Genomic DNA, 13,300 nt, shown 5'->3' with positions numbered 1-13,300 from the left:
TTGAGTCCTTTTTTGTGGCTGAAATGTTTAGGCGAAGATGTTACTGTTTTGCTCAAAAGGCAAATACTTATTGTCTTTGCTTTCATTCGCTTAGGAGAAAAGCACTAATCCTTTAGTGCGCCTCATCCCAGTTATTGCCTTTACCCACTTCTACCAGTAATGGCACAGAAATTTCCACCACAGATTGCATGACTTGCGCCAACTGTGGTGCAAGTTCATCGGCAGCATCCGCATCGACTTCAAATACCAATTCATCGTGTACTTGCAATAACATTTTGGCTTGTGCCTGAGGCAACATTTTATCGACTTCAATCATCGCCATTTTAATAATGTCCGCTGCAGAACCTTGCAGTGGTGCATTAATGGCCGCACGTTCTGCCGCTTTACGTACCATCATATTCCGTGCATCAATATCTGGCGTGTACAGGCGACGACCTAAAATGGTTTCTACAAAACCTTGTTCTAGTGCCACTTGGCGGGTACGTTGCATATATTCATAAATGCCCGGATAGCGCTGGAAGTATTGTTTGATGTAGTTTTGTGATTCTTCACGAGTAAAACCCAGTTGACGAATCAAGCCAAATTCAGACATACCGTAAAGTAAGCCGAAGTTTACGGCTTTGGCCTGACGACGCTGGTCTGAAGTCACATCTTCCAAAGCAATACCCAAAACTTCTGCAGCAGTACGACGGTGTACGTCTTGCCCGTGATTAAAAGCATCAAGCAGGGCATCATCTTGTGAAAAATGAGCCATCAAACGTAATTCAATTTGTGAGTAGTCGGCTGCCAACAGCACACGGCCTTTAGGTGCAACAAAGGCTTTACGAATTTGGCGGCCAATTTCAGTACGAATAGGAATGTTTTGTAGATTTGGGTCGGTAGAAGATAAGCGTCCCGTTGCGGTCAAGGCTTGGTGATAACTGGTATGCACCCGATGCGTATCCTTATTTGCCTGTTTCAGCAAACCATCGGTATAGGTGCTTTTTAGCTTAGATAAGCCACGGTAGTCTAAAATTAAGCCACTGATCGGATGTTCAATTTTTTCCAGAACACTTTCACTGGTGCTGTATTGACCTGTGGCCGTTTTCTTGCCGCCTTTAAGCCCAAGCTTATCAAACAGAATTTCACCCACTTGTTTAGGTGAGCTGACGTTAAAGTTTTCACCAGCCAACTCTACAATTTGATTTTCCAAATCTTGCATGGTTTGGGCAAAATCGACACCGAGTTGATCTAAAAATTGCAAATCAAGCTGAATGCCGTTTTCTTCCATACTGGTCAGCACTCGGGCAACAGGCATTTCAATGTTGTGCAAAATATTGACCAATTCAGGGTATTTTTGCAGCTTCGCAGACAGCACTTCATATAAACGGTAAGTGACGTGCGCATCTTCTGCGGCATAATGTGCTGCCGTTTCAATTTCAATTTGATTGAAGGTTTTTTGCTTAACGCCTTTACCCGCAATTTGCTCATAAGATGTGGTCAAGTGGCTTAAATATAAACGTGCTACATCATCCATGCCGTGTCGAGTTGCAATTGAGTTGAGCACATAAGATGCCAGCATGGTATCGAAATACCAACCTTGTAAATGAATACCATGATTTTCAAGCACATGCGCATCATATTTTAAATGGTGCCCAATTTTCTCGACCGCATTATTTTCTAAAATAGGTTTGATTTGCGCCAAGATTTGATCACGGTTGAGCTGCTGTGGTGCGCCTACATAATCATGTGCTAAAGGCACGTAATAGGCATCTTTTGCATCAAACGCCACAGAAAAACCAACAATTTCCGCAACTCGATAATCTAGACTGGTGGTTTCCGTATCAAATGCGAAACGCTGTGCCGTATTCAGACGTTGCAGTAAGGCATCCCAGTGCTGTGCATCTAAAATGGTGTGATAGCTTGCAGAACCCAGTTGATCATCTACGCTACTTTGAGTGGCCTGATCTTCTGTCGCAATTTCACTGGTTGTCGGTGGTGTCACTGTTTTTGCCGCTTGCTGATAATTACGGTTGTTTGGATTATTTGGATGATCCAGCGATTGCAGCTGATTACGGAACTCAAGTTCGGTATATAAATTACGTAAGGCTTCGACATCTGGTTCTTGTAGTTTTAGCTCAGAATAACCAAAGTCCAAGTCCAAATCACAAACGATACTGGCCAGTTGATGGTCTAATGCGATGCCATCTGCGTTATCTTTAATATTTTGTCCAACTTTGCCTTTAATATTGTCGGCATTTTCTAAAATAGCACCAATGGAGCCGTATTCGGTCAGCAATTTGGCTGCAGTTTTGGCACCAATACCAGGTACGCCCATAATGCCATCCGAGGCATCGCCCATTAGGGTCAGGTAATCAATAATTTGATGAGGCCATACTCCAAACTTGTCAAACACCGCCTGAACATCCATCGGCTTTTCTTTGAAGCTGTCTTCAAGGGTGACTTTTTCAGTCACCAATTGCGCCATGTCTTTATCGCCAGTAGAAATCAGTACTTGCTGTCCTTCGGCCTCTGCACGTTTGGCCAGTGTGCCAATAATGTCATCGGCTTCAGCGCCAGGCAGCATAAATAACGGAATACCCAAGGCACGAATTAAGGCATGTAAGTATGGAATTTGCTGAGATAGCTCTTCAGGCATACTTGGGCGGTCACCTTTATAGATAGGTGATAATTCATGGCGAAAAGTTGGTTCAGGCGTATCAAAAATAACAGCCATGTGGGTTGGCTGGGTGCGACGCATGAGTTTTTGAATCGCAGAGATTGCTCCACGAATTGCATTGGTATGTAAACCAGTTGACGTGGTTAATGGTGGTAGTGCGTGAAAGGCACGAAATAGAAAATATGAGCCATCGACCAAGACAAATGGTGGCATGGATTGATTCCTTCTGCAAATAAGCAGTTTATTGTACGTGATTTTTGCAGTTGTCGCAGAAACTGATTTTTAGTGCAAGTGGACAAGCGGTCGAAGCGGTTACTGAATTGCTGATGAATCCTGATTCAGAATCAGGCTGGCTGTTGTATGATCAGAGCCAAGATAAAATATAAGCACAATGAAGAGCAATGCAGACAGGGCAGAGTGAAATTCGAATCATTTGGTTCATGGTATTGATGGTTGTTGCAATGGGTGCATGGTGGTTGGATGTACCCATGCTGAGTTATGTGTGTGCGATTGCGGCGGGTATGAGTATCATGCTGTATGGCGGGCGCGTGCAACAAGCCTTGGAACATAACATGGATGCGCACACTATGCGCTATGTACCTACTTCAAAAGTGCCGATGTATTTGGCAGCAATGATTGCCATGCTGGGGATGTTACTGGATTGGTATTTGATTGTGTCGCTTGCTGTGGGTGCATGGATTTTTCTGTTGTTGCGTTGGCTTTCTCGTTTGGAACAGGAGGTTTATCAAATTCAGCAAGGGCAGCAAACAAGTGCATCTAAAACAGAGGTGTCTACTACGGATACATCAGCACCGTATGTGACCACTACAGATGTAGCAGCAACTGTTACCCTTCAAAATGCTATACCTGAAAGGAAATACACGCCAGAAGATGACATTGCTGAATCGAGAATTGATTTAGCACAGACTGGGGCAGACAATTCTTCTGAGTTATCGACTCAGTCAGTTCCATCTCAAGCTATTTTGGCAACTCAAGCAGAACAGCATTTTGTTGAAAGTCATGCTGTAAATCAAGATTTCATTCATCCATCTGCGCAGACATCATCACAAACACGGACATCTCATCCTAGTTTACTCGAGCAGGCGCAAACATGGTTATTGCACGGCAATCCTGTCTTGAAAGTCGCCATTATCGTATTGTTAATAGGTGTGGTGTTGCTGCTACGCTTTGCCACCGAACATTGGCAATTTAGTTTGGCAGTCAAACTCATGTTTGTTGCAGCTGTAAGTGCTGCGGTGACTGTATTGGGTTATTTGCTACGTGCAAAAAATCGGAGCTTTGCTTTAGGGGTGCAAGGTTTAGGTTTGGCAGGGCTGTGTCTGACCTTGTTTTTTGCCTATTACAATTTGGTCATTCCCAATTTAGCGATAGCCAGTGTGTGTTTTATCGCTGTAATGTTGCTCACACTTTGGCTGAGTTTGAAACAACAGTCCATCGAACTGGCATTAATGGCAATGTTGATTGCTTATTTTGCGCCCTTTACCTTACCTGTTCGCAATGCCACAGCCATTGAATTGATTGCCTATTATTTAGGGATTAACATCGCGGTAGCAATTTTAAGCAGTGTGCGCCCTTGGAAATACCTGAATCAGGTTGCATTTTTAATGACGGCTATCGTGGGTGGTGGCTATGCCTTTTATCATGGGTATGTGTTTGAACGTCAGGCTTTAAGTGCTTTATTGTTGGCACATGCGGCAATTTTTATTTGGCTCGGTTTTCGCTTTAGTCAACTTTTGGCACAGGATGATGTCGCCACTTTCCAATTCAAACCTATTTTGGACCTTGCCCTGATTTTTGGTGCACCTATTGTCGCCTACGCCTATTTATATGTGATGTATTTTGAAGAAACTCGATGGCAAGCGGCTTTTAGTCTGGTCTTTGCTGTGGTTTTTGCAGCCTTATATACGCTGACCCGACAGCGTTCACAAACCAAGTTTATTGCACAGAGTTATTTTAGTCTGATGCTGATTTTCAGCTTGCTGATCCCGCCTATTTTATTACCTGAGCAATGGAGCGTAATCGGGTGGGCACTGCAAGGTGTGGCAGTTTTTGCTTTTGCCTTAATCAAAGCATCTTCAATCAGTCGTTATTTGGCTTTAGGTTTGTTCGCTGTTGCAGGGTTATCGGGACTGTATTACTTGGTGGAGCTGCCATATTTTGAACACAGTATTTACTGGGTACTCAGTCTGAGTTATGCCACTGTGGTATTAATGGCCAACAGCAAAGCAGATTTTCGAGCACAACTCAGCACAGGTACGATCAGCATATTTTGTTTCATGCTGCTGTCTGCCAGCAGTCTGTGGTTGTGGTTAGGTCTAGACAGCTTAGTTGGCGAACATGCCATGGTTTGGACGCTGCTGGCAATCGTCACAGCCTATGTATGTATGAATGAAGTCATACTTTCACGACAGGCCTCGTGGTCTTGGCTACTGCCAAAGTGGTTGGGACTCACTCCAGTCATGTTCGCTGCTTTATCTTTAGTGATCAGCCGTGATTATGATGGGGCAATCCAATGGGTATCAGGCACAGAGCGAATGCTATTTGCACTATTTGCACTTTTACTCAGTGTTTTGTGGTTACGCCCTTTATGGACGGTACGCACCGATAAAGTCTGGGTGAGTTTAGGGCTGATTCCTGCTTTAGCACTGGCAAGTTTAACGCTGTTACCTGAGCATACTTATAGCAGTGTGGTGATTTTACCGCTGATATTTGCAGCATGGTGCTGGTGGCAAAAGCCAGAGTCAGACTGGCGTATATTCTGGTATGCGCGCAGTAACTTGGTCTTAATGCTATTTTGGATGTTGTGTTCACAACTGCTCAATGAGCAGGCATTTTATGGCTATGTTTTGCCAATTCTGAATCCATTTGATTTGGTCAGCATCGCCATGTTGGTGGCTATTTTGTGGATGCTGAATTTACAGCGAAAAACTGATTTAGATCAGGGCTTAGCTGCGGTGATTATGGTTGTCAGTCTGCTATGGTTAAGCAGTTATGTTCTTTTGCGTGCCTTGCATTTGTATTTAGGTACGCCAATCAACGAGATTGCCGTTTGGCAAGATGCCACCGTACAGTTAAGCCTGACTGTACTTTGGGTCAGTTTGGCATGTATTGCAATGTGGATTGCCAGTTTCAAGCAATTACGTGCCTTATGGATTCTAGGCAGCAGTATTTTGGTGATGGTAACCTTGAAACTGGTACTTCTGGATTTATCCAATATTGGCACCCTTATGCGGGTACTCTCATTCTTTGCGGCAGGTTTGGGTATGCTGCTGATTGCCTATATTGCTCCAATTCCTGAACCTGATCTTGCTAAAAACAACACTTCGCCATCTTCCAAAACTTAAGCTGGCGCTCAGGTTGTATTTATGACGAAGTGGGTGTGATTCAAAACGATTACTTTAAGTCAGGTTCTCGTTTCAGTTCTTTGGCATTGGCGTACTGATCAAGTTCGTCATTACTCAAGGGGCGTGATAATGGATGATCAACAAAACCCATTTTTGGTACAGGAATTTCAATGCAATTGTCCAAGAAACCATTACGAATACGCTCTTGCATTTCATCACGTACTTTTAAGAAGTTTTCTTGCTGACACCACACTGCAAATAACAATTCAATTGAAGACTCACGGAAAGCTGTAACCGTCACTGCTGGTTTTGGGTCAGATAAAACTAGCGGATATTGATTGGCCACACTCAGCAAGACTTCACGTACTTTAATAATATCTTCATGGAAATTAATGGCGAGGGTAATCGGGACACGCCGTATTGGAAATTTGGATAGGTTATGTACTGGAGCACGAATCAATTGTTCATTGGGCAAACGCACATAAATATTGTCTTGGGTCAGTAATTTCACTGAAAGCAAGTCAATTGAAATCACTTCACCTTCAATGGTATGCCCACGAATCAGGGTGATTTGAATAGTATCACCCACCTCAAAAGAGCCTTCACCAATCAGGAACATACCACTAATTAAGTTAGAGGCTGATGTTTGGGATGCAAAACCAAGTGCTACCGTTAAAATACCTGCTGCGCCCAAGAAAACACTCAGCTTAAAGCCTGCCTCCTTAAGGCTAGCCATCACAAACAGCAGAAAAATAAAATAGAAAATACCACGTCGCCAGACCAAGCGTTGATGTGCATTAAAACGTGCACCGATGGTACGTACAAAGGTATTGGAAACAAAACGTGCAATTAAAAAGCCAATGAGTGACAGTACCACTGCAACCAAAATTTCGGTCAAGCGATCTGTATTGACACTGGTAAATATCCCTTTGAGGCTGTTGGTGATTTCTTTGGAAATATTGGAATCTGCCATGACATCCTCTTAGAAAAATGACTCAAACATATTAAACAACGCACCTGCCGTTTCACGTGGTGGCTGTAAATAGGTGACTTCACCTGCATGTGGTGGCGTGCGGTTTTCAATCCGAATCCGTGGCGGGCGGTCTAAACCTTCATGCATGACTCTAATTTGTGAAGTCCATAAACGGCCTGTACTTTCACTAAAAAATAAAGGTAGCGCAGGTACAGGTACACTCATACGGTCAAAGCGCAATTGCTGATTACTGGTATTGTGAAATTCAATTGGAGTCACTGCACGAAAGGCACGTGGTTTGAGTTGATGCAATTCAGTACGACCATCCACTGCCGTGGCATAGCAAATTTCACCGGTACGATGATTCGGGCCAAACCAAGTATCTTTTGGGCGAATAATAGGTAGGTCAAAAATGGGTTCACGTTGACCATCTACAAATCCTGCCATCCACAGTGGTGTACTGATATACAGTGTACCGCGCTGCCCTGCAGGAATATAAATTGGATCAACAGGTTTAATCACCACAGAGCGGTCTGCTAAACGTGGCATCAGTTGTAATTTGCTCTGTGTCGATTTGAACATATAGCGTTCAACTTTCACAGGTTGTGGAAAAGCAAATTCAGGATCGTCAATCGTGTGCCATTGCTGTTCATAATCGTATTGAATTTGCGGACGATAGTATTCCAAACGCCATTCTTGCATGCCGCGGGTCAAACGCAATAACAATGAACCAAATTGCCATGCTTTAGGACGATTAAGCTCAAACTCATAGTCACCCCACCATTTTAATTTGGATGAATCGAGTTCTGAAATCTCATGATTTTGTGACAATGGCCTATCCCTTTGTTGATAAATCAGTGAAAAACAGACTTCACGCTGTCATACGCTTAGAGTACACTCAAATTAAATTTTTTCATCATTATTATAATCGCTGATGCAAGTACTGAAACAATTACAAATACCGTATAGCTTTGCCAAACGGCATGGGGTGCTGATTCGTTATGAGGGCGATCATGCCTTTATTGTACGTCGTGAAAATACCCCTATGCTTGCAATTCAGGAAGCACGTCGTTTTTTGGGACATCCTGCGCAGCATCAACTTTGTAGCGATCAAGAGTTTCATCAATTATTAAGCAGCAGTTTTGCAGGCGATACTGGCGAATCTCAGCAAGTCGCGGCAGGGCTGGAAGATCATCCTGATTTACTCAGTTTGGCAGACTCTGTACCTGAAGCAGAAGACTTAATGGATCAGGAAGATGATGCACCTATTGTGCGTTTAATCAATGCCTTGTTGTCTGAAGCGATTCGGGTCGGTGCATCCGATATTCATATTGAATCATTTGAAAAGAAACTGTCGGTGCGTTTACGGGTCGATGGTCAGCTACGTGAAATTGTACAGCCTCGTCGTGAATTGGCGCCGTTGTTGGTGTCGCGTATTAAAGTCATGGCCAAGCTCGATATTGCTGAAAAACGTATTCCTCAAGATGGTCGTATTTCGCTTAGATTAGCAGGCCGTGAGGTGGACGTGCGTGTTTCAACACTGCCATCTTCACATGGTGAGCGAGTGGTGATGCGTTTGCTGGATAAGCAGGCAGGGCGTTTGAATATGACCCATCTGGGGCTTATGCAAAACGACTATGAACGCCTAAAGCAATTGGTGCATCGTCCACACGGGATTATTTTGGTCACAGGGCCTACTGGTTCGGGTAAAACCACGACTTTGTATGCCGCATTGTCAGACTTGAATGATGGCTCTAAAAATATTTTGACCGCAGAAGACCCAATTGAATATCAACTTGAAGGGATTGGGCAAACACAGGTCAACACCAAAGTGGATATGACCTTTGCACGTGCTTTAAAGGCGATGCTGCGTCAAGACCCAGACGTGGTGATGGTGGGGGAGATTCGTGATTTAGAAACTGCCGAAATTGCGGTGCAGGCTTCTTTAACGGGTCACTTGGTGCTATCTACATTGCACACCAATACAGCCATTGGTGCGGTTACCCGTCTAAAAGATATGGGAATAGAGCCATTCTTACTGTCAAGTTCTCTAATTGGCGTTATTGCACAGCGTTTGGTGCGTACCTTATGTTCACAATGTGCCACGTGGCATGACGCAGATGACTTTGAAAAAGAACTGTTTAAAAATGTGACAGATGCGACCGATTTAAAACTGCCTCAACCAAAAGGTTGTGATCATTGTTCACATACCGGTTTTACAGGGCGTACCGCCATTTATGAAATTGTGCCTGTAGATGAAGCGATGCGTCGTTTGATTCATGGCAATGCCGCAGAATATGAACTAGAAGATTATGCAAGAAAGCAGTCTGGCTCAATTCGTGAAGATGGTTTGCGCAAAGTTTTGGCAGGTAAAACTACCTTGGAAGAAGTCTTGCGTGTCACCAATGAGGCAGCTGAATAAGTTAGGCGATGACAGATCATTAAATGCTGATCTATAAAAAGACTTAAGGATGTTGAGGCATATAATCTAAAATAAAAAAGGTTGATCACAAAAAATGATCAACTTTTTTATGGGTATTATTTTATGAAATCAAAATATTAAAATTGCAACAAACGACGATGCTGCATTAAGGGCATAGATTCACGGACTTTACTTTGTTCTGCTAAATCAAAGGGTACAGTAATCAGTTGAGCGCCTTCATTTTCCACAATTGCCAATAATTGCCCACGTGAATTGGCCGCACCTGAATGCCCCCAAGTTTGGCGTTTTTCACTATGCCAACCTTGCTGTGCTGCACCCAGTACTTGACACTGGCTGTCCATGCCACGTGCCTGCAACAGCAATTGCCAATGCATTTGACCTGTAGTGTAAGTAAAGGCTGAGGGTGCTGTTAAAATATTTGCACCTTGAGCACGTAAAGTTAAAGCCAATTCAGGAAAGCGCAAGTCATAACACACCATCAAGCCAATATTGCCAAAAGGTGTTTTTGCAACTACCGTTTCAGAGCCAGGTTCAAAAAATTTAGATTCCTGATAACCACCAACAGAGTCACCCACTTGCACATCAAACAAATGAATTTTGTCATAACGTGCTTCAGTTTTTTCAGGACTAATACATAAACTGACCGTGCGTACACGACCATCAGCAATTGTGGAGCCATCAGGGCGATAAGGGCACGGCAAAGTCCCCGCCACAATCCAGATTTGATGTTGATGTGCAAGCTGTTCTAAACGCTGTTGAATAGTTTCAAACTTTGCAGCAGTTTCACGTTGCTTGCCCGCTGCAAAGCAGACAAAATTTTCAGGAAAAACGATCAGTTCTGCACCATCGGCTTTACTTTGTTGAATCAATGTCTCAATGGTTTTGAAATTTTCTTCCAAATCGTTTTGAGAATTCATTTGTGCAACAGAAAGTAAAGTCATGGGTGCGCTCCAGTAAAGAGATCAGACATTTTGCTGGTTGTTTTCAGCACATTGATCCAGCGTATCTTGTTCTTTTTGTAGCTGTTTGACCAAAGGCTCAAACATATTTTGGTTGTTCTCATTCAGCTTCATGAGAGTTTTGTGTGCATCAAGTACGGTGGTTAGCATATTGCTATGAGTAACATGTTCTTCCACTAACTCGCGTGTGCAGACGGTTGGATCGCCACAGTAATTCAGAATCACAAACACTTGTCCTAAGCCCATGCTGTTGGCTAAGGTAGTAATGTCTGGATTGGTCGATAGCATGACGGCTTGAATTTGATGCACTTGTTTGAGTTTTAAGCCTAGTTTAGCCAATACGCCCAAAACTGTGCTGTCAATAAATGTGGTTTGAGTTAAATCTACAATTGCACCCACCACATTGGATTGCTGTTCAATTTTACTGAGTAGTTTGTCTAGACTAATACAAGATTGGGCACGCACTTCGCCAAAAAGCTTAAAGATATGCGTTCCATTCAAGCTTGCATATTCAACATGACCTGTTGACATATAAATGCCATTTGCAGAGAAGGATTAAATAATTATCCCATAGCGACTATGTAGACTCAAGTAGCTTACAGTCGTATATGCGAGGTGTAGATGTTAAGCGATTGAATAATCGTTTATTTTGTACGGCATAAACTCAAAATGGCAATGTCATCTGCCACATGGTCAGGAGCTTGGAAGGACTGATTTTGCAAATGAAAGATCAATTGCTCAAACTGTTCATTCAAGCCACCACTGTAAGGTTCAAGCGCACCATCAGAGCAAATAATAAAACGTGCCTGTTTATTTAAAATACATTCAAATTCTTCCACCTCTAAATCTTCAGTCAGACCCAAAGGAAAGCTGCTGGTATTTAAAATTTTAGGTGCTTGATTGGGCTCAAAAATAATCGCAGGAGGGTAATGCCCAGCACTGGACCAGCGTAATTGGTGGGTTTCAATGTTTAAAATCCCACTAATCATGGTGATATGTTTTTCAATATTTTCTTGAACCAACATACCATTTAATTTTTTAATCAATTCACGTGGTGTTTTAGAGCGGCCATGAAACGCGGCCATCCATGAAGTGAGCAGACTACTGGTCACACCATGTCCAGAAACATCGGCCAAATAGAACATAATTTCTTTGTCGCTGATTTTCCAATAGTCAAACCAATCCCCCGACAAATAAGCCGAAGGTTTAAACAACGTTTCAACTTGGTAGTTGCAAAGCTCAATTGGATTTGGCAGTAATTTTTTTTGTAGTTCTGCTGCAGAAGGCAAGTCACGACTGTCTTGATTGCGCTTATATTGCGCATCAATTTTGCGTAGGGCTTGTGGTGGGTTTTCGGGTAAACGATTCCATAACCAACCCGCTAAAGCACCTTGTTCCCAAGCCTGAACCAAGGCCGTACCTTCATCTTCAAAGGCTAAAACAATGGTGGGTAAATTCCATTGATGGGTTAAATAGTCTTGCACATCGGCAATGGCAATAATGGTTGGGTCATACAAACTGATGTCATCTATGTGAATCATTTGCACACTAGGAAGTGTGTCGAGCACCTGTTCTAGATATGGAATATCACGTGTGGGTTGAATGAAATACATAGAGGCTTATGTTGACCCTGAACCTAAACAAAGCGTTACTATAACAATGCCTGAATACTCAAGGAAAGTAAAAACTCACCTTGAGTAAAATGTTTTACAAATTATTCTTTGCTTTCATCAGGCAGATTTATTTCTTCTTGATCATCAAAAAACTCTTCGGTTTCATCATCCACAAAAGAAATACTTTCGGCATCTAGTCCTTTCTTTTCTGCAATTTCAAAGTTTTTACGTTGCAAATAAATATCACGGATTGCCGCATATTTATCGCCTTGTAAAACTTGTTCTACATCTAAAAGTTGAGAGCGTGTATCTAGACCACGCATGACTTGCTCAGACCAATATAAACGGTCATTGCCATCTAAAATATATTTTTGAGGACGAGCTTGACCATCTACTAGCGTTCCAAAACCATCACGGAAAGTACTTGGGCCGTAAATTGGCAACATGACATAAGGCCCCGATGGTACGCCATAATAGCCCAGTGTCGTACCAAAATTTTCTTCTTCAGTTTCTAAACCTAAACGACGTGCAGGGTCAGCCATGCCTAAAGTGGTGATGGTGTTTAAACTAAAACGTCCAAGAGTTTTAACTGCACGTAATGGACGACCTTGAATCAGTTGATTGACTGCATTCCAAGGTTCACCTAAGTTTTTACGAAATTGACGATAAGAACCACGCACTTCACCAGGTACTTTTTCTGTATATTGCACCGCAAGTGGACGTGCAATATTGCGGTCCAACATGTCATTTAAAGCATAAATTTGACGGTTCAAAGGTTGAAGTGGGTCTTTAACTTCATCGGGCTGTGCTGCATTGGCATTCACTTTTAAATCTTTGGCTTTTACATTTTTTAATTCTTTAAGCGCATCTAAACGACTGCTTTTGGTTTCAGTCGTATCTGTAACCACAACTTCAGCAGTTCCTGATTCAATTTCTTCAACTGAAGCGGTTGTTGCATGCGTAGAGGTGATGAATCCTAAAGAAAAAAGGCACACCCAAAGATATTTTTGTTGATACATAAAGAATCCTAGCGCTTAAATCTAAGTAAGCAAAAGCTGTTAAATAGCCGATGTGGATATAGTAACAGTTAATTTGAACGATGTATTAAAGCAAATTTGCTCAAAATATGTGTTAAAAAAGTTAAATTGAGCAAAAAAACAACGCCTGTAATTATTTTTATGAAAAAAGCCTTGCATGGCAAAATATTTGGCCTATAATGCACATCCATCGGCGGTGATGTTGATAAAAACTTGTTGAAAAACAATAGCTTGGTTGATTGATTTAAGAT

At 42.5% G+C, this 13,300-nt stretch carries 10 protein-coding genes; 2 read left to right on the top strand and 8 right to left on the bottom strand.

What is annotated here, in order from left to right:
• Nucleotides 1-112: 112 nt before the first annotated feature.
• Nucleotides 113-2,872 (bottom strand): DNA polymerase I, encoded by a 2,760-nt coding sequence (polA, locus tag HHA41_RS09535; protein ID WP_168461509.1) that lies wholly within the window; start codon nt 2,870-2,872, stop codon nt 113-115.
• 188 nt (nt 2,873-3,060) lie between these two features.
• Here polA and HHA41_RS09530 point away from each other — a divergent pair, with 188 nt between their 5' ends.
• Entirely contained in the window at nt 3,061-6,024 is a 2,964-nt protein-coding gene (locus tag HHA41_RS09530; RefSeq protein ID WP_168461508.1) for a DUF2339 domain-containing protein, read from the top strand.
• A gap of 49 nt (nt 6,025-6,073) precedes the next feature.
• On the opposite strand, the gene HHA41_RS09525 is transcribed toward HHA41_RS09530, so the two are convergent.
• Together HHA41_RS09525 and HHA41_RS09520 are read right to left on the bottom strand one after the other, a co-directional pair.
• Nucleotides 6,074-6,997 carry a mechanosensitive ion channel family protein gene (locus HHA41_RS09525; protein WP_168418882.1) on the bottom strand — a complete coding sequence of 308 codons (924 nt, stop codon included), beginning with the start codon at nt 6,995-6,997 and terminating at the stop codon, nt 6,074-6,076.
• A 9-nt stretch (nt 6,998-7,006) separates the two neighbouring features.
• The gene (locus HHA41_RS09520; RefSeq protein WP_168418883.1) at nt 7,007-7,828 is read right to left on the bottom strand and encodes a hypothetical protein; all 822 of its coding nucleotides are present in this window, start codon (nt 7,826-7,828) and stop codon (nt 7,007-7,009) included.
• A gap of 103 nt (nt 7,829-7,931) precedes the next feature.
• Here HHA41_RS09520 and gspE point away from each other — a divergent pair, with 103 nt between their 5' ends.
• Entirely contained in the window at nt 7,932-9,419 is a 1,488-nt protein-coding gene (gene gspE, locus HHA41_RS09515; protein ID WP_168461506.1) for a type II secretion system ATPase GspE, read from the top strand.
• A gap of 137 nt (nt 9,420-9,556) precedes the next feature.
• Here gspE and HHA41_RS09510 read toward each other — a convergent pair whose 3' ends face one another.
• The 5 genes from HHA41_RS09510 to HHA41_RS13080 form a co-directional block, all read right to left on the bottom strand.
• Entirely contained in the window at nt 9,557-10,381 is an 825-nt protein-coding gene (locus HHA41_RS09510) for a carbon-nitrogen hydrolase family protein (protein WP_168461505.1), read from the bottom strand.
• A gap of 21 nt (nt 10,382-10,402) precedes the next feature.
• Nucleotides 10,403-10,930: an anti-anti-sigma factor GigB gene (gene gigB / locus HHA41_RS09505; RefSeq protein ID WP_168418886.1), complete on the bottom strand. Its 528-nt coding sequence runs from the start codon at nt 10,928-10,930 to the stop codon at nt 10,403-10,405.
• 113 nt (nt 10,931-11,043) lie between these two features.
• On the bottom strand, nt 11,044-12,012 hold the full coding sequence (gigA, locus tag HHA41_RS09500; RefSeq protein ID WP_168418887.1) for an RsbU family protein phosphatase GigA: 969 nt from the start codon (nt 12,010-12,012) through the stop codon (nt 11,044-11,046).
• Nucleotides 12,013-12,113: 101 nt separating this feature from the next.
• A complete protein-coding gene (locus tag HHA41_RS09495) occupies nt 12,114-13,031 on the bottom strand; it encodes a VacJ family lipoprotein (RefSeq protein ID WP_168461504.1) in 918 nt (305 codons plus the stop codon).
• Nucleotides 13,032-13,099: 68 nt separating this feature from the next.
• Nucleotides 13,100-13,300, bottom strand: a 201-nt coding sequence (locus tag HHA41_RS13080) for a hypothetical protein (protein WP_216075693.1), incomplete at its 5' end; no start/stop codon positions are given.

The sequence above is a fragment of the Acinetobacter sp. A1 genome (assembly GCF_012371315.1).
Classification (GTDB): domain Bacteria; phylum Pseudomonadota; class Gammaproteobacteria; order Pseudomonadales; family Moraxellaceae; genus Acinetobacter.
This window is presented reverse-complemented; position numbering and strand designations above follow the sequence as displayed.